This is a genomic window from Pseudomonas oryzihabitans (assembly GCF_007665395.1).
Lineage (GTDB): Bacteria > Pseudomonadota > Gammaproteobacteria > Pseudomonadales > Pseudomonadaceae > Chryseomonas > Chryseomonas psychrotolerans_C.
Genome location: NZ_VDND01000015.1, coordinates 57,793 through 78,542 on the forward strand (window position 1 = coordinate 57,793; position 20,750 = coordinate 78,542).

Below are 20,750 nucleotides of genomic sequence, written 5' to 3' on the forward strand. Positions count from 1 at the left end.
AGCCACCAGACATGAAAAAGGCGACCCCGTGGTCGCCTTTTTCATGTCTGGGTCTTCACTTGCGCTGGCGGATGTACAGCACCAGATTGTGATCGACCAGTTCGAATCCATGCTCTTCGACGATCTCGCGCTGGCGCTTTTCGATGGATGCATCGGTGAACTCGATGACTTCGCCGGTATCCACATCCACCATGTGATCGTGGTGCCCGGTATCAGCCAGCTCGAACACGGCATGGCCGCCATCGAAGTTGTGGCGCACCACCAGACCAGCCGCCTCGAATTGGGTGAGGACCCGGTAGACCGTCGCCAGGCCCACGTCTTCGCCCGCTTCCATCAACGCCTTGTAGACGTCTTCGGCGCTCATGTGGCGCTGCTCGGTGGTGTCCAGCATCTGCAATATCTTGACGCGCGGCAGGGTCACTTTCAGACCCGCTTTGCGGAGTTCGTTGTTCTCTACCATGCTCTTTCTCGGTGCCGAGTGCTTTCGCAGCCCTCGGGAATACGGGTATGATCGGTGCTTCGTTGCCCAGCAAGATAGTGGAAGTCTCCCACCGATGCAAAACCTCAAGCAAACGCTGACCGGGCTCTCTCTGATGGGCCTAGCCATGCTCGCCGGCTGCTCTCTGCCGGGGGTTTACAAGATCGACATCCAGCAGGGCAACGTCGTCACCCAGGATATGATAGACCAGTTGCGCCCCGGAATGACCCGGCAACAAGTCCGGTTTATCATGGGTACGCCGCTGATCCAAGACACCTTCCATCCTGATCGCTGGGACTACCTGTACAGCCTGCAGGCTGCCGGTGGCCAGCGGAAGCAAGAGCGTGTCAGCCTGGTCTTCAACGGCAACAACCAGCTGAGCGGCCTGGCCGGCGACTTCATGCCCGGCACCAGTCGCGAACAGCAGATCATGGGTAGCGACAGCGGCAACAGCGTGGATACCACCGCTCCTGTCCAGCCTTCGGCCCCTGCCGCAGCTCCGGAGACCCCGGCGGTTCCCGGCTCGACCGAAGACAACATCCAGAAAGAGATCGACAGCGCCCGTCCTGCCGCCGTGCCGACGCCCGAGCGCATCCGTACCGACGGACAGTGATCCTCCGCTAGCGGCCAGCCTTGGCCCTGGCCTGGTCGGCGCGCCGCTTGCGACTCTCCTTGGGGTCTGCGAGCAGCGGCCGATAGATCTCCACGCGATCTCCCTCCATCAGCCGGGACTCCCCTGGCTTGGCGATCAGCTTGCCGAAGATACCGACCCGGTAGCCTTCACGCTCCGCGGGCTCCAGCTGCTCGAGCAGACCTGAAGCCAGTACCGCCTGCTCTACGGTGGCACCCTCTTCCAGCTGCAGACTCAACAGCCACTGGCGCTCCGGCAACGCCAGAGCCACCTCGATGGCGAGCCGCTCAGCCATACAAGGCCCGGGCACGCTGGCAGAAGGCATCCACCATGGTGTTGGCGGCCTGGTTGAACAGTGGCCCCAGGGTCGCGCGGACGATGGCGCTGTCATATTCGAAGGACAGATCCAGCGAGATCTTGCAGGCCTTGTCGCCCAGCGCCTTGAAGGACCAGACGCCGTGCAGCTGCTTGAACGGCCCCTTCTCCAGATCCATGGTGATGGACTCGTCAGGCACCAGGGTATTGCGGGTCACGAACTGCTGGCTGAGACCGCCCTTGGCCACGGTGAGCCCGGCGCGCATCTGGCTTTCATCCTGCTCCAGGATCTGCGCGGACGAGCACCAGGGCAGGAACTCTGGATAACGATCCACGTCATTGACCAGCGCATAGAGCGCCGAAGCAGGATAGGGCAGCAACGCCGAACGTTGGATGTGCGTGCTCATCGGAACCTCGTAGAATAGCGAATTCGGTGTCGGACCTTGAATTTGAGGGCGGCGCACGCATTTTACTCCCGCACCAGCCTGCCGCGGCCCAGAACCGCGGTATTGTCCGTGTTTGCTCATACCCGCTCAAGCGCGTGGCGACATTTCCCCTGACTCGCTGTACCCTGGAATCATGGCCAAGCAAAAGAAAGTCTCCCCCGGCAGCATCGCGCAAAACAAAAAGGCGCTACACGAATACTTCGTCGACACCCGTTTCGAAGCGGGTGTTTCCCTGGCAGGTTGGGAGGTGAAGAGCCTGAGAGCCGGCAAGGCACAGCTGACCGACAGCTATGTGCTGCTCAAGGATGGCGAGGCCTGGCTGCTCGGCAGCCATATCACCCCGCTGCAGACCGCCAGCACCCACGTCATCGCCGACCCGACGCGCACCCGCAAGCTGCTGCTGAACAAGCGCGAGCTGGGCAAGCTGTTCGGCGCCGTGCAGCAGAAGGGCTATGCCTGCGTCGCCTTGTCGCTGTACTGGAAGAAGCACCTGGTCAAGTGCGAGATCGCCCTGGCCAAGGGCAAGAAGGAGTTCGACAAACGCGCCACCGAACGCGAGCGCGACTCCGACCGCGAGATCCAGCGCGCCATCCGCAAGGATGCCAAGTAACCAAGCGGCCGAAAAACGTTTCGTCGACAATGACTTGCGTAGCGCGGCCGGAATTCCTATAGTGACTGACCAGCAAGTTTTGGGGGCGATTAGGATTCGACGCCGGTAACGAAACTTGAGGGGCATGCCGAGCTGGTAGCAGAACTCGTAAATTCGCTGCTGCAAACTTATAGTTGCCAACGACGACAACTACGCTCTAGCTGCTTAATGCGGCTAGCAGTCGCTAGGGGATGCCTGTAAACCCGAAACGACTGTCAGATAGAACAGGATCGCCGCCAAGTTCGCTGTAGACGTAACGGCTAAAACTTATACAGCTCGCCCAAAGCACCCTGCCCGTCGGGCCGCAATGGGTTAACTCAGTAGACAGGGCTAAGCATGTAGAACCGATAGCGGAGAGCTGGCGGACGGGGGTTCAAATCCCCCCGCCTCCACCAAACAAGCGTTACAAATCAAGGGGTTAGCCGCAAGGCCAACCCCTTTTTTTGGCTCGAAATGGGCCGTTTTGGCTCGGTAATGCCAGCGTAATGACAGCCTGGCCCTGGAGGGACCCTGATGTACAACCTGCTTGTCAGCTCAGCCCCCTGGGGTACGCGCCGAGGCACCTTTCCATCCGGACGAGTTCTGACTTCCTACGCATCCGACGCGGTCAATGCGCGGTTTCTCGTTGACGAGGAACCGGACCTCGATGCCCTCATGCTGCTTCCTGCCCTGTTCGCTCAGGAGGTTTACCCTCGTGAAAACAGGTTCGCGCGTGTCGGTCGCATTACCAAAGCGCAGATCCGCGGTCGTGAGGTACAGCTGGACTATTACTTCGATCAAGACGTGCCACCGATTCCTATGGAGGACATCGAGCGCCTAGCGGGAGAGCTTGGTATAGATATGTCCGGGGGGATCACCGAGCTTGAGCACACCCACTGGGTGGTGAAAGACATCGACTTGTTCGAGATCCTGTTCCTGCACCTCCGACAGAGCAGTCGGGTTCCTGCCCTTTTTGATCTGCCTTCGAGTCCGAACATCGATCAACTGCAGCTCTCTGCAATGATGCCTTTTGGCGGTGGCTTCCATGGCACTTACCAGGCTATTCGAGCAGCAGCAGCCCGCAACGGTATGCAGTGCGATAGGGCAGACACTATCTGGCAAAACGAAGCCATCATTGACGATGTGGCACACCTGATCGACAGGTCCCGCATCGTAGTTGTTGACTGCACCGGACGGAACGCGAATGTCTACTACGAGCTCGGGCTAGCTCATGCGTGGGGTAAGGAAGTTATTCTGATTACGCAGAGTGCTGCAGACATCCCCTTCGATATTCAGCACATTAGATACCTGCAGTACTATCCGAACGATCAAGGCATTCAAGGCCTTGAGGATCGACTATCGGAACGCATAGCGGCTATCTTGAATCGATAGCCCTGGCGCACTGGCAGGCAAAGTAGCCTGCTTATGGACCCCCGACTAGCAGCTGCCGGCACCTAATCGCGAGTTACTGGCAGCTGCTGACCGCCGCCACCAGCAACCGCTCGTAGCCGATCCGCTGCCGGCGCTCCGCCAGCAGCGCCCTCACCTTCACCTCCAGGCTGTCCTCCTTGCGCAGCCCCTCCGCCGCCCAGGCCGGCACCGCCGGCGCCTTCACTCGGTGCGGCACCTGGACCGGTACCTCTACGCGCACCAAGCGCGGCTCTAGATCGGCAACAGATTGAACAGCACGCCTCGCTACCTTCAGTGGAGACTTCGTCCGCCGATACCCTCAATGACCGTTGTGGTCATTACGGAGGATTGCCATGAAGAAAGTCGTTCTGTTCGGCCTACTGCTTGCTTTGTCTGGCCCGATGCTGGCCCAGGCCTGCCCCAAAGGCACCCATCCAGTTGGCGGCTCGGGCTCTCACCACAAAGGCGGTAGCTGCGTTTAACGCCTAGCCCGGCCTAGCGCCGGGCTTTCATTATCTAGACGCCCTACCCCCGCGGCTTCCCTCACTGCAGCGGGTTCATCTCGGTCTGCACCATGTTGCGGTACTGCCGAGTGCGAAACGGCCCTGCGCCGGGCTTCCTGTTCCTGCGTGTCACGATCCTGGTCTAAGCTGAGCCTTTGCCCTGGAGGTCGCTATGGAAGATCCTCTACTCGCCCTTCTATTTCGTCTCAACGAAAACCAAATCGCACTCAGCTTGGCCATCGACGAGCTGACAGCCTGGGTGACAGAGCGCGGCTCAGTCCAGGTCGGCGAGGCCGTCGAGCAGCACCTGCAAACGCTCCAGCTCAACGCCGACGCAATCGAAGACGCACTGGCTCAGCTTATTGCGGAACGGGCGCTGCGACCCCGCTCCTGATACACAACCAGTAAGCCCGCCATTTCGAGCTTTCCCGGGCATACGAGGTAGTATTTCCGCTTGGCCTTAAGTGCCTTCGGGGCGTTGAGCCGTGATCCACATAGGATCCAGGGCCTTGGACACAGTTGTCCTACCGATTTCCAGCGCCTAGGAAACGCTGGGTTGTCAAACGGAGCGGTGGCACTAAGCATATCTCCTCAGGTCTATGGAGCCCACATAGGCTTAAACACCTACTCCACAGGAGGTAGCCATGTCTATTGGTGATGCAGAGTATCGGCTACGCATGATGTTTCTCGATCATCTGAACCTCACGATGGTCATGGATCAGGCTCGTCTAGACCCTATCTTCATGGCTCAGCTGATCGCCCGGCTTAACGCAAAACGCCCAGATAGCTTAATGACGGAGGAAGGTGCTCTGCTGGAATGGGCATATTCCGCCCAACGCCTCCAGAGGCGACAGCCAAGAAGAACGGAGACCTAAACCGCGTTTCACCTGCTCGGTATGACCATACCGGGCTTAGCATTCTCAACTCTAGTGGTCGGCTTCTGCTAAGGTGCATGCCAGACAGTTTCCAGCCCCTCTCGACCCTTTGTCTGGTATTGGGCTGGGCCCGACTTGCATCGGGCCTTTTACACTTTCGCCAGGGACGGCGCCTTTTCTATTAGCCTCCAGCCCGATGAGCAAATCCCCTCTCGTCCAAGCCCTCCTCGACTCCCATCTTCGCATGACGTTGACCGGTCTCCCTGCGGACAAACGCGACTGCCTGTGCGAGCAGATCGCAGACCTGATGGACCGAGACATCGTCGTCAGCAACACCGTCGGACAGCAGGACTGGCTACTAGCGAAAGCCTGGGCAGCGGCCGCTGGGAGGACGAAACGAAATCTCCGCCACTCGGGGCCGCGCCGCGCGGCGAACATGGAGCAGATTCGCGCCACCCTTGCAGACGTGCTGATAGGGAAGTAGGGAGGGTCTAACTACCTTTTAATCCCTTGGATTTGAGGGCTTACTGGCAGCTGCTGACCGCCGCCCCTCGCAGTGATAGTCAACCTGCTGGCTCACAGGGCGTGCCAAACTGAAGCCAGCGTGCATATCTGCAGCCTCATTCGCATAATTGTCTGACGATTAATGTCAAAATGATATCTATTCCTTATCGCGCGAAGGAGGTAGGTGTGCAAAGAAAAAAGCAATTGAGGTGATCGCAATCGCGACGTGTGGTGCGTCATTCGCCTTGCTATCCGCATTCGTTATCGCAATACTCAGCGCGAATGGTTTGACGATAGAGTTCAAGCCAGAGATCGAAAAGGAGCGTTCGGTTGCGCTATCAATTGGCAAGGACAGTGACCCTCTTTAATCCTGGTGGCCACTATCAGGTGAACAGGCCTCCGCCTCTCTCAGGGCCACTCAAAGAGGACAGTAGCGGTGACGAGACAATGTTCCTTCTCCTAACGCTAAGCATGATGTGCGTAGGACTTGGTACGGTATTTTTCGCCGCGATACAGGCCCGTTGAGGGCCCTAGTACACCGTCACTGGCAGCTTGCAGCTGCAGCCTCCAGCACCCGCTCGTAACCAATTCGCTGCCTGCGCTCAGCCAGCAGCGCCCGGACCTCTACCTCGAGGCTGCCCTTCTCATATCCCCTTCCCCTAGCATACTGGATACCTGATCTTAATCTGCCCTTAAGCAAGCCACGCTACCCTCCTAGTAGCCATCTTTAGGATATAGCCATGACCATGGGCAATGGCGAGTATGAGCTCCATACGATGTTTCTAAGCCATCTGAACCTAAAGATGGTGATGGATCACGCTCGAGTCGATCCGGCCTTTATGGTTCATCTGATCAGTCAGCTTGAAGAACGTGGAGAAAAGCGAACCAAAGAGGAGAAATCACTTCTTGAGTGGTCGCGCTTAACGAGTCAAGCCCGAGGCATCAAAAAGTGACCGATGCGGAGCTTCGCGGTGTGGTCATCGTGTTGGCACTAGCTACGGCCATCGCCGGTGCGGCGTTCCTCGCGATAGCTCTCGGGCTCTGGTGAGGTGCGGCCCAGAAACTTTCCAGCCCACTAGAGGCCCTTGGCCGGGCATTGGGGCTAGGCCCCGAGTCGCAGAGGGCCCTTTTACGCTTTCGCCAGGGACGGCGCCTTTACGATCCGCCTATCCAAGAAACAAATGCGCAAGTCCCCGATCTCGGAAGTCCTCATTGATGCTACCCGGCTACTGGAATTAGGTAAGCTGACTAGCTACGAACGCCAGGCGATCTGCGACACGGTCATGGATTTGATAGGACGAGAAACCTCCCCTTGCAACAGTAGTGCTCAACAGCAGTGGCTGATAGCCAAAGCGTGGTCAACTGCTGCCGGCGTCACAAGTATGCAGGGGCGTAGCTTCGGTCCCCGTAATAGGGTTAGCTGGGACCGCATTCGTGCCATCCTTGCAGACGTGCCGATAGGGAAATAGGTGGGATCTTTCTACCTTCGCTAGGGACTACTGGCAGGCTTGTACTGCTGCTCCCTGCTCCCTGCTCCCTGCTCCAGCTCTTAGCCGAGCCACTGCCGGCGGTCACAGGCAGCGCCCCATCTCAAGGCTGTCCTCCTTACGCAGCCCCTCCACCGCCCAGGCCGGTACCGCTTAAGCCGTGACCCGGCACCGCACCTGAACCGGCATCTAAGCGCGCTCCCAAACATGTCAGTAAGCGTGGCCAGGCTTACAAACAGGGTTGGCCGAAGGCCCCAGCCGACCAGCGCACTTCAGAAACGAAACGACAAGCCGAAAGCATGGAATACTCCTACATAGAGCCATGCCCATGTCGCTTCGATCCCTCTCTATAGCCAAACGATTGATGCTAGGTTACGGCGTACTTGCTTTGCTCGTCACTGGTCTTGGACTCTTCGGCCTGTTGCAGCTATCAGAGCTTCGTGCTCAAGGCGTCATGATTGAAACCAATGCTGTCGCCGGCATCGCTGAGTCCAACAACCTCGCGTTGCAGGTGGCGCGTACCCGTACCGAGGTGGTGCGTCTCCTTACGACACCCGACGCGCAGACCCTGGCGTCCACCGAGAAGAAGATCCGCGAGCTCATTGTGTCTGCACAGGAAGGGTTCAAACGCTACGAGAAGATGGTGGATTCGGACCGCGAGCGACGTGCCTTTGAGAACCTGAAACGACTACATCAGGGTTACGTGAGCGATATTGATCAAGTGATCAGCTCACTGGTCAATGGAAAGCTCACCGAAGCACAGGCTCTGGTTCAGGCCAGCATGGTTGATATTGGAGCGAAAATGAATGACGAGGCTGAGGCGCTCGTTGAAATTAACAAAGAGGATATGCAGGCCACCTCGCGGGAGTCTGACGCCACATACACCCATACAAAGACCATTACCTGGACAATCATTGGTCTGGCTTTAGGCCTGACCGTGCTGCTGGCCTGGCGCCTGACCCTGAGCATGACCCGCCCCATCGCCGAGGCGGTGCTTGCCGCCCGGACCATCGCCAGCGGTGACCTGACCCAGAGCCTGGATACCCGCGGTCACGACGAAGCCGCCCAGCTGCTGCAGGCCATGCAGCAGATGCAGACCAACCTGCGCGACACCCTGGGGCACCTGGGCCATTCCGCCACCCAGCTGGCCTCGGCCGCCGAGGAAATGACCGCGGTCATGCAGGAGAGCGCCCACGGCCTGCAGCAGCAGAACAGCGAGATCGAAATGGCCGCCACCGCCGTTACCGAGATGAGCCAGGCGGTGGACGAGGTAGCCGGCAACGCCACCTCGACCTCCACCGAATCGCGCCAGGCCGCCGATACCGCGCGCCAGGGCCAGCGCCAGCTGGGCGATACCCTCGGCGCCATCGAGGTGCTCACCGAGAACGTGCTGGGCGCCAGCGAGCAGGCCCGCCAACTGGCCGAGCAGACCCGCGACATCAGCCAGGTGCTGGACGTCATTCGTTCGGTCGCCGAGCAGACCAACCTGCTGGCGCTCAACGCCGCCATCGAAGCCGCCCGCGCCGGCGATGCCGGTCGTGGCTTCGCCGTGGTCGCCGACGAGGTGCGCGCCCTCGCCCACCGCACCGGCGAATCCACCCGCGAGATCGAAGGCATGATCGGCAGCATCCAGCAGGGCACCGGCCAGACCGTCGATGCGCTGCTGACCAGTGCCGACCAGGCCCGCCAGACCCGCGAGCAGGCGCAGTCGGCCAACGCCGCCCTGGCCGCCATCGCCCAGTCGGTGTCGGGCATCGACGAGCGCAACCTGGTGATCGCCAGCGCCGCCGAAGAGCAGGCGCAGGTGGCCCGCGAGGTGGACCGCAACCTGGTACGCATCCGCGACCTGTCGGTGCAGACCGCTGCCGGCGCCGAGCAGACGCGTACCGCGAGTCAGCAGTTGTCAGAGTTGGCCGTAGAACTGAACAGCCAGCTAGAACGCTTTCGCTTGTAATTACAAATCAGAACTTTGGCGCACCTCACAACAGACTGATCCTGCCAGAAAGCTATGTCTATATGTGCGCCAAAGTCACCTCTACGGTGGCATGCCGAATCCGTAGTCAATAAAACCATTCTTGCATTCCCACTATCGCCTAAACTGTGACTCCATAAATGCACATAAGAGCATTAACGAAGCGTCACCAAGGTCAGGTGAGCAAAAAACTTCGGTGTAGTGCATAGCTAGAAAGCTCCGACCTGGCTTGCGGCAAGAAATTGAAGCACAGCTATCGACAAGACGTACCAATGCGTTCACCACCTCTGTTCTCGCAACCCATTTGCTTGGGAGGAATCTAACAAAAAAGCGAGATAAGCCCTGATCGAAGTAGAGACCGCTTGTCGGTTCCCAAAGCGGATCACTCAAGCCTAGAAAAATTGCGCCGAAACAAAGATATCACCTCTCCGCGAGTAGACCTCCATGTTTGGCACCAAGCTGAAAAAACGTATCGCCGCACTTGAGCTGGAATTAGCTGAGCACATGCAGATGCGCGAGTCCTTCCAAAAGGACGCTCTTTGCTGGGTATTAGATGCTAATAATAGATTCATCAGCCTTAACGAGAAGTTCGCGCGAGAGATGGGCTACCCGCAAGGTAGCATTGAAGGTCGAAACATCGAAGACTTCATTCCCAACTATGTTAAAGGTTTACCCTGCTACGCTGAGCTAATGAGCAAACTTGCCCAAGGACAGCAAGCTAGCGGTGTCCACAAGATTAATAGAGCAACTGGCGAAACAGCTTGGCTATACGCCATCTGGACACCACTACGGGACCAGAACGGCAGTGTCCGCATGATTAGGTGCTATGCTTACGATCGAACAGAGCAGATAAGCAAAGATGCTGAACAAGACAGCCTAATCGACGCACTACTTCGCTCTACCGCGGTAATCGAGTTCAACTTATCTGGCGAAGTGGTGATGGCAAATGATATATTTCTTCGCTCGATGGGCTACTCAAGCAGCCAGATCATAGGCAAGCATCATCGTATGTTTTGTGCGCCTGAAGAAAGCAACTCAATTGAGTATGCTCACTTTTGGGAGCGCCTAAAGCGCGGCGAATACATAGCGGCAAGATTCAAAAGGATAGATAGCTCTGGCAGAGTAGTTTGGCTAGAAGCATCCTATAACCCCATGAAGAACACTCGAGGCGAACTTTACAAAGTAGTCAAATTTGCAACCATCATCACCGAGCAAGTTCTTCAAGAACAAGCTATAGCGAGTGCTGCCCAAGTCGCATTCGAAATATCCCAGAGCACTGACGAGACGGCTAGACAAGGTGCTGCGGTAGTTCAGAGCACTACCATGGTAATGAAAGGAATTGCCACTGAGATACAGACCGCGTCTGATGGCATAGAAGCCCTGGGTGCACAATCAATCGAAATCAGCTCAATCGTGAAGACTATCCGGGGAATCGCGGAACAGACCAACCTGTTGGCTCTGAATGCTGCCATAGAAGCTGCACGAGCTGGAGAACAAGGACGCGGCTTTGCGGTAGTCGCCGATGAAGTCAGGCAACTGGCTGGCCGCACAAGCAAGGCAACCGAAGAAATCGTTGGGGTAGTTCAGCAAAACCAGAAATTGGCACAGACTGCGGTGGAAAACATGGCGAAAAGCCGACAGGAAGCTGAGCGCGGATTGCAGTTTGCAAGCGAAGCAGCGGCTCGAATCGGTGAGATTCAGGACGGTGCGCAGCAGGTGGTTAACTCTGTCAGCCAATTCGCTCGGCAGCTAAGTTAGCTAAGAACTCAGCCTCGTGGATCTTTTCCGATTAGCGCGCTAAACATACCGTTGTGATGTAGCTTTGCAGCGCGACTATCTGGTTGCGGGCTGTGGCGATGCCGTCTCGGAGACGCCAATAATCCCACTCAGCGGCGTCATCAAGTCGGGGGGCGGCGCCATCACCCAGGCCGGTGGAGCTGGGGGTATTGGGCACGTTGACGCCACTGGCTGGACAGCTGGCCTGGAGACGCAGCCGGCGACGGCCATCAGCAACATCGCCGCGCAGGCGGTCGTTCTCATCCTTCGCATTCTGTATTTCCTCGGTATGCTTGCGGTCCAGATCGGCTACTTTCTGCTGGGCATCCTGCTGCTTGGCCAAGGCCTCGCGGACCTGCTGAGCAGCGGCATTGGAGATCGCCGCCAGATCCGCCTGGTGGGCGGTGCGCTCGTTGGCGGTCTCGGTCTTGGCGCCGGACACCAGGCCGGATAGCCGCCAGCCATTCAGGGACCAGCCGATACCGACCCCTAAGGCGAGCAACACGATAGCGGTGACTGCGAGCACGGCCGTCCTGTACTGCTCGAATAGCGCGTTCACGCCAGCACCGCACGGCCGCGCGCGGCGAGAGCCAGGCGATCATCCAGGCCATTGGTGCCGCCGTTGATCTTCCGAGTGATAGCCGAGGTGTTTCCGGCGTCGGCCAGGTCGTTCAGCCCGTTGACTGACCAGAAGTGCGCAGCTGACATGCAGGCGTTCCATGGGAGTTCCAGCAACTCGGGATGGCTGATGAGATCCAGCGCCAAAGCGGCACCAGCGGCGACGTAGTTGGCCCGGCCGGTGACCTGCACCAGGCCGCGCCCGCGGTACTTCCAGCCGTCACCGGAGGCCTCCGAGCCATTCCCATTGCGATTGGCGTAGGCGTTGTTCGCGATTGCCTCTGGGCGGCGAGCCAGCTTGGTGGCCAACTCGTTCGGAGTACGCGGAATTGCCGACGCGGCCACGGCATAGCGGCTCGGCCAGGTGTTGGCCAGGCCCTGGGCGCTGTAGTTGAGGTTTTCCACCAGCACGGTGAGCTGGGCCGACTCGTGGCCACACTGGGCGATGAACTCGGCCATGCGTTTAGCGTTCTGGTCGATGCCATAGCGGTTCATGGCTGAATTGAGGGCCGGCACGAAGACGGCGGCCACCTTCCTGCTGTTCGGCAGGATCTGGACGAGCTGCTGCTCGGTGATGGGCATGGGTTTTCTCCAGGCGAAAAAATACCCGCGCTGGGCGGGCTGGTCGTCCTCATGGTCGTGAGGAATCAGGTAGGCAGTCGGTGTCAGGCGCAGCGATTCCGCTTGGTCGTGAGGATTTCAGTCGGCACCGTAGTGGCTCGCGCCACCGATCCGAACGCCGATCCACATGAGCCACGCTCGCCAGCGTGCAATGCCGCTCGAACGCAAGGCATTGAAGAAGACACGGTCGGCTTCCTGGCGCGGAAGCATTCCGGTGCGATACAGCCAGTCGTGCAGCACCGCGGCGGCGTGGCCGTAGGCGCCCACCAGTTCGAAGACCAACGGCAGGCGCGGCACACTGGCGAAGTCGGTCTCGAAGCCGGGTGGCACGGTCAGCAGCCCCTGGTCGGGGTCCAGATACGAAAATGGCGCCAGGAGGCGCCATGTCTTGCGGTCGGTCTGCAGTTCGGCCTGCAGCGGCTCAGGGAATCGGTTCACACCGTGGCCAGATCAGGCAGCACCGGCAACTCGGCCATAAAGGCGTCCAGCGTGGGAACGTCCCGCTCGCCCGCCTTCACCTTGGCCAGCTCCTCATAGGCGTAGGCCCAAACCAGTGAACGCCAGGCGCGGAATGCTCGGCCGTCGTCCTGGAACCGCGGCACCGCTGGCTCCTCCGCATAGCTCACCGCCGTGGCGATGGAGTCGTAGCCGCGCGCTTTCGCCGCGGCGTCGAGACTCGCCTGGATGGCCAGCTCGAAGGTACCCGTGAGGGCGAGCTGGGCCTGCTCCTGCTTGTGCGCCTTGGTGATCAGCCTGCTGGTGTCGATGTTACCCATTGGCTGCTTCCTCGCCTGCTATCGACTGGGTGATGGCAGGCAGATGGATATCGATCACTTTGCCGAACTTCTTCCCCTCAAGCACCGGAGGAAAGGCTTCTGCCTCTGTTGGCGTCGAGCTGATCGGCACCAGCAGAGACAGGTTGATCACGCCCGCATCATCACAGACGACGTCGGATGCCAGGTGCGGGGTCTGGACTGCATCGCGAGGCAGCGTGGCGCCCTTGTCCATGAATGAGAAGTCGAACGCCTCGTTATTGATCGTCAGCACCGCTCCTTGAACGGTCACCACGAAGTCCACTGCCGCCAAGCCAGCGGGTCGATATGGCAGTTGCGTGATATTGAACATCAGTACCACCTCCCCACAGCTCGCATCATCAAAACCCCAGTCATGTCACTACTGGTGTTGTTCGTTATAAAACCACTGACATATGTACTGTTCAGGGCTTCAATCCCTTCGACACGTCCGCCTGAATTACCGGCAGACATCTTCACGGTAACGGATGGCGTATCAGCGAACGCGGCCGCGAAGCCCAGGCTATAGCCGTTCGCCCGATTGGCAGACGCCGTGAAACTAGGCGTCGACCAACACTCCTGGGTGCCGTCGGCATAGCGGGTGTAGTTTCCGCTGGAGTTACTGCCGCGCTCGATGATTGCGCCCGTAACGGTTGAGCCGGAGCGCCCTACTGCCCCAACAATATTGTCTCGACGGTATCCGTTCGAGTAGAGCTCGGTGAAGTTGTCGTTGACCTTCCCGAACGCCGTTTTGGCAGGGTCCCCGATATAGGAACCATTGTTCGTCGTGGTATCTACAATTTTCTGAGCCATGCTCACGCCTCGTGACTAGGAACTGCATAGATGAACGGCCAGTTGAAATAGGGATCATTCCCCGATGGCGAGCCGTAGATGTCGTAGTTCTGGTAGTACTGCGCCATCGTGGTGCTGGCCCGGAAATAGCCGTAGGAAGGGGTATTGCCCGTGCCCGCCCCGTCTCCCAGGTAGCCGGTGAAGTTGGAGATCAGGATGTAACTGTTGGCGCTGACCGAGAACGAATCGGTTGTGGTCCAGTACCAGGTGCGGTTGTAGCCGGATTGGTTGATGGGCCCGTCACGCCGGTAGTTGCGGGTGGCGTACTGGAACACCATCTGCGGGTAGCCCGCGTCCAAGATCAGGCCCCCTTGCGCGTCCCACATCTGCACCCCCCAGGCACCCGAGCTGCGCGGCGGCATGAAGACCGCGACGCAGTAGGTGTAGGTCTGGGTGGTACCGACGATGTCCGGACTGATGGTCATCCCTGTCCAGTTTCCCGGGCTACCCAGCTGCCTGAAGTTGCCGCAGCCATAGCCGCTGGCATTGAGCTTCTGGAACACCATCGGCGGTTGCTGAGTGGTAACGGCCTGCGGCCAGTTCACCTGCAGTGGCTTGTTGGTGTTGGCGCCCACGACGTATTGCGCAGTGAAGAGCCAGTGCAGCAGCGAGTTCTGGCCATCGATCACCAGGGCGTTCTGGTCATTGAACAGCTGAATGGCGTAGCTCATCCGAAGGACACCGCCAATATCAGTACCGACAGGTTGCCGGTCATGTTGAGGGTCACGCGCCGGCCATCCACCCGGTAGGCCGGGATTCCATAGCCCTGTTTGTCTTCCTGCACCCAGATCATGTAGCGCGATCCCAGGTCGCCGGGCACGTCGTAGGTCATGGTCGTGAAGTTGTTGGTCGGGTTGGTGACGACGCCCCGGTGAATGATCCTCAGGGCGAAGCGGGCGCGATTGAGCATCACGCGCCCCGCCGCGTCGTTGATAATGAAGTCGTAGGCCATCAGAGCGCTTTCCCGATCAGCAGCCGCAGCACGCCGTTGCCGTCGTACATGGTCAGCCGCTGGTTGGTGATGTTCAGCCGCCCTTCCCCGGCGATCGAACCGTTGATTTCAAAGGCGCCCCCCTTATCCAACCTCCAGCCCGTCTGCCCGGCCACGTAGTCGTTGGACTGAATGGTCTGGCCGATCTTGGCGTTGGTGATGGTGCCGTCGCCGATAATGGCGGTGTTGATGATCGTCTGGCCGTTCTGGATCACGAACGGCGTAGTGACCGTGCTTCCATCGGTGTTGAGCACCGCGAACCGCGAGGCCATGACCAGGAACTGACTGGTGACGTCACCACCCGAGTAGTCCACGCCCAGCGCGATGCCGGCAGCGTAGCGCCGACCGTTGGCCGTGATCTCCGTCTTGATCGAGTAGGACGACGAGACTTTCGCAGCCAGGCCGTTCAGCGAGTTGGCCTGCTGGACAGTCGCTTGCTGGGCGACTTGCACGGCTGCGTTCGTATCCCCCAACGCGGCGGAAAGGGTATCGGTGCGCTGCGCCTGCGCCTGCGTGGCATCTGCTGCGACCGACTGGACGGTGATCGAGCCGGCATACACCGTCGCGTCACCCGCGCCCCAGCCGGAGTCGCCCGCGCCCTGCGGCATGATCAACGCTTGGATGCCCGAGGTCTGGGTCGCCATGGCAGAAAGCTGGTTGCCCTGGTTCGTCGCCTTGGTGTCCAGGGCGTTGATCGCATTGGCCTGCGCGGCCGTGGCGTTCTCGGTGTTCGTGACCCGACTGGTCAGGCCAGAGATCGCACTAGCCTGGCTCGTCAGGGTGGCGCCCTGCTGAGTCACGGTCGCCTGCGTATCGCTCAGCGCCTGTGCCGACGCCGCCGGCGCCTTCCTCCCGATCGACACCCAGGCGATATCGATCACCGCCGAGGTGTCTGCAGAGTTGGCCAAGTCGATTCGCAGCGAAGTGTTGGTCTTACCTACCCAACCCGTGTTCGCCGACAGGTCGATCTCCACCGTCTGCCAGTCCGTGGTCGACAGATCCACCGTCCAAGACGCAGCCCGTGCTTCAGCCAAGGCGCCATCCTGGTTCGCCCAATACAGGCGCGCCCCAGTGCCCCTGCTCGTGTTCTTCCGGCGAAACCGGATGCGCACGATGGGGTTGGCGGTACCGTCGATACCGGTGAACGTCGCGATCCGAAAGTTCGCATATCCCGAGATCGTGGCGTAAGCGGGATTCGCAGTGAGAGTGGCGCCCGAAGCCGCCTGCTCGAGGTACCAGCTGCGGAGGGATCCAAGAAACTCCCAGTTCGCGGCCGCAACGAAGATGCCCAAGCCACCCATCTGCGCCTGCAGATTGGTGATCTGCGAGCCCTGGCTGGTGATGGTCCCTTCCGCCGCCGATACGCGCGTGCCGAGCGCGGAGGTCGCGGTGGCGTTGGCCGCCGTCCCGACGGCATTCACCTTGCCATTGTCTTGCCAGCCGCTCGCCAGCGCGCCCACTTCCAACTGGGCTCGGTCAATCTCCCAGGTCACCGCGCTGATACTGCTGGTGCCAAGCACCCGAACGATAGCGCGGGTGTACACGGTCCCGGCCGGCAGGGTGAAGGTCAGCGTCAGCCGCTGCCAGTCCCCGGTTGCGGCGACCCGAGTGCCCTCCAGGTAGCCCAGGGACGCCTGGTTGGCATCAGCCCCGCGTAGCGCCAGGTAGAGCGGCACGCCTGCGGTGGCCTTCACGAAGGCCGACAGGGTCACCGTCTGCCCCGCCGCGGCCAGGCTGGCCCGGGCGAAGGTGTTGGTGACGTAGGCGCCCTTGTCCCCCGCCAAGCCCGTCAGGGCCGCCTTCTGGCTGAAGCCGGCCGGATCAAGGCTGCTGGTAGCGCGCGACCAGGTGACCGTGCCATCGGCGCCGCCCTCCCAGCCATCGGCCCAGGACTGCGTGGTGGCGGCCCAGGTATCGAAGGACGGGTTGAACAGCAGGTTCTCCCCGCCCACTGTTGCCAGGTTCGAGTTGATGGTGGTGATCTGGTTGCCCTGGGCGGTGATGCTGTTGCCCTGGCTGGTCACCGTGTTCTGCAAGGCATTGACGCTGTTCTGCGCCGCCGTCACGTTGCCGTTGGTGGTGCTCAGCCCGTTCTGCAGGCTGGTGATCGCCGACCCCTGGTTGGTGATCGCGCCCTCCGCCGAGGTGACCCGGGCGGTGACCGCGGCCGTTGCCGTGGCGTTTGCCGCGATGCCATCAGCCGCGACCTGGCCGTTGTTCTTCCAGCCGGTGACGATGGCGCCGACCTCGAGCTGTGCCCGGGTGCCTTCGACATAGCCATCGGCGACGCCGGAAGCGCTCGAGCGGATCCGGTAGAAAACCGAAACCAGGGCCGTATCCGTAGGCAGGCCAGGATGGGTGAAGCTGATCCGTTTGCCGGTGGTGTCCAGCTCGAAGAGAGCCGAGACGGGCGCACCGATAGCGGTTCCATCTGCCTTGAGCGCCTGGATGAAGATCTGCATCCGAATGCCGGCCGTGGCGCGAACATAGATCGAAGCGGTGAGCACCTGGCCGGCTGTTGCCTTTGCGCGGTAGGCAGAGGCGGTGACGATCGAGAAATAGCGGGCGCTGGTGTCGATCCCCTTGAAGTCGATTCGCATCGATTTCTCGGCGGAGCTGAGCCATGACGTCACGAGGCTGGCGGTGGCCGAGGTCGTGCTATCGACCGTGCCGCCATCCATGTTCCAGCCTTTGGCCAGCGCCGCATTGCTGCTGACCTCCGTGAACGCCGGGTTGTACAGCAGGTTCTCCCCGCCGGCATTCGCCAGGTTGGCGTTGATGCTGGTGATCGCCGAGCCCTGGCTGGTGATCGTGTTGCCCTGAGCCGTCACCTGGTTCTGCAGGGTCTGGACGGTGGTGCTGTCCGCCTTGCCGGCCACGCTGCTGCTCACTGTGTCCACGCGCTGGCCCAGGGCCGTATCGGCGTCGGCCCGCGCCTTCGTCTCGCTGGTGATCGCCGTGGTGTTGTTACCCACGGTGGTCGACAGGCTGTCTATGCGGGTACCAAGGGCGCTGTCGGCATCCGTGCGCGCCTTGACCTCGCTGCTGATCGCCGAGGTGTTGCTGTTAGTGTTGGCCGCGACGGTGTCGATACGGCTACCCAGGGCGGTGTCGGCGTCGGTCCGCGCCTTTACCTCGGTCTGGATCGCCGAGGCGTTGCTGCCGTTGGCGGCCGAGACCGTGTCGATGCGCTGACCCAGCGAGGTGTCGGCGTTCTGCCGGGTAGTCGCCTCGCTGGTGACAGCCGCCTGACGGTCCTTGGCCTCCTGCAGCACAGCCGCCGCTCGGGCGTTGGCCTCAGTGGTGATCGCGTCGGCATTGGCCTTGTCGGCGTTGACCCGGGCGGTGACCTCGGCGAGATCAGCTTCCGCGCGGTCCTTGGCCTCCTGAGCAACCTTCGCGGCCACCGAGCCTTCGGTCGTCACCGGCGCGGTGATCAGGTCCACCTTGGCCAGCAGCTGCTTGCCCAGTTGCGTCTCGGTGATCTTGCCCGTCAGCCCTTCCAGGTAGGCCGAGACATCGTTACTGGTGGCAGTCACGACCTTGAGGAAATCGCTCGTCCCGTAGGCGTTACGCGAGCGCACGAAATAGTAGTAGTTGGTGTAGAACGCCAGGCCGGTATGGGTGAAGGTCAGCCCCTGGCCGAGATAGCTCGCCTTGTCGGCGGTGGCCTTCGGATCGGTGGTGAACCAGTATTCGTAGGTGCCGCCGTTCAGGCCGTGCAGTGGGTTGCTCGGCACCAGGGTGATCGAGTCGATGTTGGCGTAGACGGCGACCTGCTCAGGGATTGGCGGCCCGTCGATGCTGACGCTGATGCTCACCTCACCCGAGCGCGCCAGCGGGCCCACGGCGGCGACGCTCATGGTGTAGTTGCCGGACGGCAGATCGTTGAACGGGATCTGCAGCGAGTCGGCGCCCAGGGTCTTCGATTGCACCGCCGTGGTGCCCTGGCGCACGGTGACCACATAGCCCTGCACGCTACCCTGGGTAGGCGCCACCCACGACAGCACACCCTGGCTGACTTCGGCGTTATGGGCCGGCGTCCAGGCCAGGTTGGTGGGCGTGCCGATGCCTCCGGTGGGCAGGCTGATGAAGCCGATCGGGTTGTAGGGCTGGCCCACGGCATCGCCGAACATCTGGGCGTCGTACTGGGACACGTTGACCGTGCAGCCGCCGGTGGCCGTCATGGTCCAATCCTGGACGATGAACTCGCCATCGATGTTCAGGCTGGGCAGGTAGACGCGCACCACGCGGCCTGGACGGCAATTGTAGCCGTTGAAATTCAGCGGGATCGACAGCGCGCCCCCGGCGCGGCGCCGACGCAGCTCCATGTTGGCCAGGCGCTGCGCCTGGTAGGCATCGGTGATGTAGCTGAAGGACAGGGTCTCTGCCGCCTCGCCGCCATCTTCCGCCACCCACTCGGCCACACGGACCTCGGGATAGTCGGTGTCCGCCCAGGCCTGGGCCGGATCCATGAAGGTGCCGCGGATGATGTTGATCGCCGAGTCGTTGTTGACCTCGGTGGATCCGCTGACGGTCCCGATCACCATGTCCTCGGTGATGGTGAAGTCGTAGGGACCGTAGTAGGCGCCGACCTGCAGTGACCACTTGCCACCCACGCGCACCAGCTGGCCGCCACACGCCTGTTCCAGCTTCTGCAGGACCTGGGTGCGCTGCTCATCCGCGCCGATCACGCACGAGGTCTGATAGCGGGAGCTGGAGCTGCCGTCGGCATTGCTCACCACTTCCTCGGACACGTTCGCGCCGTCCGCGAAGGTGGCAAAGACGATCTCGTCGTCCGGCACGTTGCAGCGGTTGCGCAGAAACCACAGCAGATGGAGCGCGGTGTTCTCGCTGTAGCCGGTCAGCCCATTGCGCGGGTCGAAGATATCGGTCCGGCCGCGCACGATGAAGCGCACGTCCGGGATGCCCGAGGGGAAGCGCTCGGCGCTGTAGCGCAGCGACAAGCGCACGTAGCTCAGGCCTCGGCCGATCTGGCTGTCTTTCCAGTCCGGACAGTTGGTCTTGAGGAACGCATTCGGCTGGGTGGGGTTGATCACCACCTCGAAGGTGGCGCTGTCGCCGTAAGCGTTGATGTCCTCTTCACCCAGCAGGATCTGGTCGACACCTGCGATGGCGCCTTCGGCCAGCACGTAGACCAGGTGCAGCCACTCACCATCGCCCTGGTCGCCCTTCTGCTCCTGGACCCAGGCCAGCAGGCCGCCGGTGCTGACTCGGCCCAGTAGGAAGCGACAGGCTGCCTTCGAGCTACGGACAGTCTGGGCGGAGGGCTCCTGCTGCTGGGCCGCCTTGACGTTAGAGGCCTTGGCTTGTTGATCAGCGACGTAATAGCCAGCGGCCGCGCCGACAATGGCACCGCCGACGTTGCCCTGCGCATAGCCGACGACCGCACCAATGACGACCGAGGCGATCTTGCTCGTACCTTGAGCCATTACTCAACTCTCCAGACCGCCAGCGGTTCACACTCAATGCGGGCCACCCCGGTCTCGCAGGGGGTCCAGTATTCGTTTGCCCAGCGCACGGCCACGCCCAGGCCATTGGCGCCCCGGTAGGTGGCCAGGTCGCCGCGCTGGACGAATGCCGGGTTAACCCGGTTGAAGTAGGCGTCGAGGATCGCCTCGACACTGCCGTGCCCCTTGGCCACGACCCGCTTGGCGCCTGTCTCGGTCTTGTACTTGCCCCGGTAGGCTTCGGCCGGATCAACGCCGCATACCGCCAAAGCGCAATCTGCCGCAAACGTGCAGCAGTCGAACTCGCCCCATGAAAAAGGCCGCTCGGAGGCGGCCTTGATCGTTGCGGAAAGCTTGAGGGTCCAGTCGGGATGTCGCATC

General features: G+C 60.9%; 22 protein-coding genes, 1 other RNA gene and 3 pseudogenes. 11 read left to right on the forward strand and 15 right to left on the reverse strand.

Translation table 11 applies throughout. The annotated features are described in order from the left end of the window. Window positions 1-55 precede the first annotated feature (55 nt). Window positions 56-460 (reverse strand): ferric iron uptake transcriptional regulator, encoded by a 405-nt coding sequence (gene fur, locus FSV73_RS23315; RefSeq protein WP_007162667.1) that lies wholly within the window; start codon window positions 458-460, stop codon window positions 56-58. Window positions 461-554: 94 nt separating this feature from the next. Between fur and FSV73_RS23320 the strand changes: the two genes are divergently transcribed. Then, window positions 555-1,091, forward strand: a complete 537-nt coding sequence (locus FSV73_RS23320) for an outer membrane protein assembly factor BamE (protein WP_145012234.1) — start codon at window positions 555-557, stop codon at window positions 1,089-1,091. 7 nt (window positions 1,092-1,098) lie between these two features. On the opposite strand, the gene FSV73_RS23325 is transcribed toward FSV73_RS23320, so the two are convergent. Both FSV73_RS23325 and FSV73_RS23330 read right to left on the reverse strand, forming a co-directional pair. Next, on the reverse strand, window positions 1,099-1,404 hold the full coding sequence (locus FSV73_RS23325) for an RnfH family protein (protein WP_145012238.1): 306 nt from the start codon (window positions 1,402-1,404) through the stop codon (window positions 1,099-1,101). Continuing rightward, window positions 1,397-1,831, reverse strand: a complete 435-nt coding sequence (locus tag FSV73_RS23330) for a type II toxin-antitoxin system RatA family toxin (protein WP_145012241.1) — start codon at window positions 1,829-1,831, stop codon at window positions 1,397-1,399. Before FSV73_RS23330 ends, FSV73_RS23325 begins: the two co-directional genes overlap by 8 nt. 172 nt (window positions 1,832-2,003) lie before the next feature. Between FSV73_RS23330 and smpB the strand changes: the two genes are divergently transcribed. The 3 genes from smpB (at window position 2,004) to FSV73_RS25655 (ending at window position 3,890) form a co-directional block, all read left to right on the forward strand. Next, window positions 2,004-2,480 (forward strand): SsrA-binding protein SmpB, encoded by a 477-nt coding sequence (smpB, locus tag FSV73_RS23335; RefSeq protein ID WP_007162671.1) that lies wholly within the window; start codon window positions 2,004-2,006, stop codon window positions 2,478-2,480. Window positions 2,481-2,561: 81 nt separating this feature from the next. Next, window positions 2,562-2,914: a transfer-messenger RNA gene (gene ssrA / locus FSV73_RS23340) on the forward strand. A 118-nt stretch (window positions 2,915-3,032) separates the two neighbouring features. After that, the gene (locus tag FSV73_RS25655; RefSeq protein WP_186309320.1) at window positions 3,033-3,890 is read left to right on the forward strand and encodes a hypothetical protein; all 858 of its coding nucleotides are present in this window, start codon (window positions 3,033-3,035) and stop codon (window positions 3,888-3,890) included. A 73-nt stretch (window positions 3,891-3,963) separates the two neighbouring features. Here the strand turns inward: FSV73_RS25655 and FSV73_RS25660 are convergent, their stop codons facing one another. Then, window positions 3,964-4,203, reverse strand: coding sequence for a hypothetical protein (locus FSV73_RS25660; RefSeq protein WP_186309326.1), 240 nt, complete (start codon window positions 4,201-4,203; stop codon window positions 3,964-3,966). Window positions 4,204-4,583: 380 nt separating this feature from the next. Here FSV73_RS25660 and FSV73_RS23355 point away from each other — a divergent pair, with 380 nt between their 5' ends. From FSV73_RS23355 to FSV73_RS23365, 3 genes are all read left to right on the forward strand, one after another. After that, window positions 4,584-4,805, forward strand: coding sequence for a hypothetical protein (locus FSV73_RS23355; protein WP_145012244.1), 222 nt, complete (start codon window positions 4,584-4,586; stop codon window positions 4,803-4,805). Window positions 4,806-5,055: 250 nt separating this feature from the next. Then, on the forward strand, window positions 5,056-5,286 hold the full coding sequence (locus tag FSV73_RS23360; protein ID WP_145012247.1) for a hypothetical protein: 231 nt from the start codon (window positions 5,056-5,058) through the stop codon (window positions 5,284-5,286). Window positions 5,287-5,530: 244 nt separating this feature from the next. Beyond that, window positions 5,531-5,770, forward strand: coding sequence for a hypothetical protein (locus FSV73_RS23365; RefSeq protein ID WP_145012250.1), 240 nt, complete (start codon window positions 5,531-5,533; stop codon window positions 5,768-5,770). A 561-nt stretch (window positions 5,771-6,331) separates the two neighbouring features. Here the strand turns inward: FSV73_RS23365 and FSV73_RS26285 are convergent. Continuing rightward, a pseudogene (locus FSV73_RS26285) lies at window positions 6,332-6,427 on the reverse strand (hypothetical protein); the annotation flags it as partial. Window positions 6,428-6,530: 103 nt separating this feature from the next. Between FSV73_RS26285 and FSV73_RS23370 the strand changes: the two are divergent. From FSV73_RS23370 to FSV73_RS26295, 4 genes and pseudogenes are all read left to right on the forward strand, one after another. Then, window positions 6,531-6,743, forward strand: a complete 213-nt coding sequence (locus FSV73_RS23370) for a hypothetical protein (protein WP_145012253.1) — start codon at window positions 6,531-6,533, stop codon at window positions 6,741-6,743. 862 nt (window positions 6,744-7,605) lie between these two features. Beyond that, entirely contained in the window at window positions 7,606-9,231 is a 1,626-nt protein-coding gene (locus tag FSV73_RS23375; RefSeq protein ID WP_145012257.1) for a methyl-accepting chemotaxis protein, read from the forward strand. Window positions 9,232-9,759: 528 nt separating this feature from the next. After that, a pseudogene (locus tag FSV73_RS26290) lies at window positions 9,760-10,470 on the forward strand (PAS domain-containing protein); the annotation flags it as partial. Between the two features lie 102 nt (window positions 10,471-10,572). Continuing rightward, window positions 10,573-11,007 (forward strand): annotated as a pseudogene (locus tag FSV73_RS26295) (methyl-accepting chemotaxis protein); the annotation flags it as partial. Window positions 11,008-11,038: 31 nt separating this feature from the next. On the opposite strand, the gene FSV73_RS23385 reads toward FSV73_RS26295, so the two are convergent. The 10 genes from FSV73_RS23385 to FSV73_RS23430 form a co-directional block, all read right to left on the reverse strand. Beyond that, window positions 11,039-11,584, reverse strand: a complete 546-nt coding sequence (locus FSV73_RS23385) for a lysis protein (protein ID WP_145012263.1) — start codon at window positions 11,582-11,584, stop codon at window positions 11,039-11,041. Beyond that, window positions 11,581-12,225, reverse strand: a complete 645-nt coding sequence (locus FSV73_RS23390; protein ID WP_145012267.1) for a glycoside hydrolase family 19 protein — start codon at window positions 12,223-12,225, stop codon at window positions 11,581-11,583. Before FSV73_RS23390 ends, FSV73_RS23385 begins: the two co-directional genes overlap by 4 nt. 117 nt (window positions 12,226-12,342) lie before the next feature. Then, window positions 12,343-12,702, reverse strand: a complete 360-nt coding sequence (locus tag FSV73_RS23395) for a DUF1353 domain-containing protein (protein ID WP_145012270.1) — start codon at window positions 12,700-12,702, stop codon at window positions 12,343-12,345. Next, window positions 12,699-13,040 (reverse strand): hypothetical protein, encoded by a 342-nt coding sequence (locus FSV73_RS23400; protein ID WP_145012273.1) that lies wholly within the window; start codon window positions 13,038-13,040, stop codon window positions 12,699-12,701. Before FSV73_RS23400 ends, FSV73_RS23395 begins: the two co-directional genes overlap by 4 nt. Then, a complete protein-coding gene (locus FSV73_RS23405; protein ID WP_145012276.1) occupies window positions 13,033-13,389 on the reverse strand; it encodes a hypothetical protein in 357 nt (118 codons plus the stop codon). Before FSV73_RS23405 ends, FSV73_RS23400 begins: the two co-directional genes overlap by 8 nt. After that, on the reverse strand, window positions 13,389-13,868 hold the full coding sequence (locus tag FSV73_RS23410) for a hypothetical protein (RefSeq protein WP_145012278.1): 480 nt from the start codon (window positions 13,866-13,868) through the stop codon (window positions 13,389-13,391). Before FSV73_RS23410 ends, FSV73_RS23405 begins: the two co-directional genes overlap by 1 nt. Window positions 13,869-13,870: 2 nt before the next feature. Next, a complete protein-coding gene (locus FSV73_RS23415) occupies window positions 13,871-14,578 on the reverse strand; it encodes a hypothetical protein (protein WP_145012281.1) in 708 nt (235 codons plus the stop codon). Continuing rightward, the gene (locus tag FSV73_RS23420; protein WP_145012284.1) at window positions 14,575-14,859 is read right to left on the reverse strand and encodes a hypothetical protein; all 285 of its coding nucleotides are present in this window, start codon (window positions 14,857-14,859) and stop codon (window positions 14,575-14,577) included. The genes FSV73_RS23415 and FSV73_RS23420 overlap by 4 nt, the downstream gene beginning before the upstream one ends. Next, entirely contained in the window at window positions 14,859-20,351 is a 5,493-nt protein-coding gene (locus tag FSV73_RS23425; RefSeq protein WP_145012287.1) for a phage tail tip fiber protein, read from the reverse strand. Before FSV73_RS23425 ends, FSV73_RS23420 begins: the two co-directional genes overlap by 1 nt. Next, the gene (locus FSV73_RS23430; RefSeq protein ID WP_145012290.1) at window positions 20,351-20,749 is read right to left on the reverse strand and encodes a DUF6950 family protein; all 399 of its coding nucleotides are present in this window, start codon (window positions 20,747-20,749) and stop codon (window positions 20,351-20,353) included. The genes FSV73_RS23425 and FSV73_RS23430 overlap by 1 nt, the downstream gene beginning before the upstream one ends. Between the last annotated feature and the right edge of the window lies 1 nt (window position 20,750).

Bases quoted from the DNA above. Each gene is read 5' to 3' on its own strand.
- FSV73_RS25655 (WP_186309320.1), top strand. From the start codon at position 3,033: ATGTACAACCTGCTTGTCAGCTCAGCCCCCTGGGGTACGCGCCGAGGC.
- FSV73_RS23370 (WP_145012253.1), top strand. From the start codon at position 6,531: ATGACCATGGGCAATGGCGAGTATGAGCTCCATACGATGTTTCTAAGC.
- FSV73_RS23330 (WP_145012241.1), bottom strand. From the start codon at position 1,831: ATGAGCACGCACATCCAACGTTCGGCGTTGCTGCCCTATCCTGCTTCG.
- FSV73_RS23365 (WP_145012250.1), top strand. From the start codon at position 5,531: ATGACGTTGACCGGTCTCCCTGCGGACAAACGCGACTGCCTGTGCGAG.
- FSV73_RS23325 (WP_145012238.1), bottom strand. From the start codon at position 1,404: ATGGCTGAGCGGCTCGCCATCGAGGTGGCTCTGGCGTTGCCGGAGCGC.
- FSV73_RS23430 (WP_145012290.1), bottom strand. From the start codon at position 20,749: ATGCGACATCCCGACTGGACCCTCAAGCTTTCCGCAACGATCAAGGCC.
- fur (WP_007162667.1), bottom strand. From the start codon at position 460: ATGGTAGAGAACAACGAACTCCGCAAAGCGGGTCTGAAAGTGACCCTG.
- FSV73_RS23355 (WP_145012244.1), top strand. From the start codon at position 4,584: ATGGAAGATCCTCTACTCGCCCTTCTATTTCGTCTCAACGAAAACCAA.
- FSV73_RS23320 (WP_145012234.1), top strand. From the start codon at position 555: ATGCAAAACCTCAAGCAAACGCTGACCGGGCTCTCTCTGATGGGCCTA.
- FSV73_RS23415 (WP_145012281.1), bottom strand. From the start codon at position 14,578: ATGAGCTACGCCATTCAGCTGTTCAATGACCAGAACGCCCTGGTGATC.
- FSV73_RS23420 (WP_145012284.1), bottom strand. From the start codon at position 14,859: ATGGCCTACGACTTCATTATCAACGACGCGGCGGGGCGCGTGATGCTC.
- FSV73_RS23425 (WP_145012287.1), bottom strand. From the start codon at position 20,351: ATGGCTCAAGGTACGAGCAAGATCGCCTCGGTCGTCATTGGTGCGGTC.
- FSV73_RS23390 (WP_145012267.1), bottom strand. From the start codon at position 12,225: ATGCCCATCACCGAGCAGCAGCTCGTCCAGATCCTGCCGAACAGCAGG.
- FSV73_RS23375 (WP_145012257.1), top strand. From the start codon at position 7,606: ATGTCGCTTCGATCCCTCTCTATAGCCAAACGATTGATGCTAGGTTAC.
- FSV73_RS23410 (WP_145012278.1), bottom strand. From the start codon at position 13,868: ATGGCTCAGAAAATTGTAGATACCACGACGAACAATGGTTCCTATATC.
- FSV73_RS23400 (WP_145012273.1), bottom strand. From the start codon at position 13,040: ATGGGTAACATCGACACCAGCAGGCTGATCACCAAGGCGCACAAGCAG.
- FSV73_RS23405 (WP_145012276.1), bottom strand. From the start codon at position 13,389: ATGTTCAATATCACGCAACTGCCATATCGACCCGCTGGCTTGGCGGCA.
- smpB (WP_007162671.1), top strand. From the start codon at position 2,004: ATGGCCAAGCAAAAGAAAGTCTCCCCCGGCAGCATCGCGCAAAACAAA.
- FSV73_RS23360 (WP_145012247.1), top strand. From the start codon at position 5,056: ATGTCTATTGGTGATGCAGAGTATCGGCTACGCATGATGTTTCTCGAT.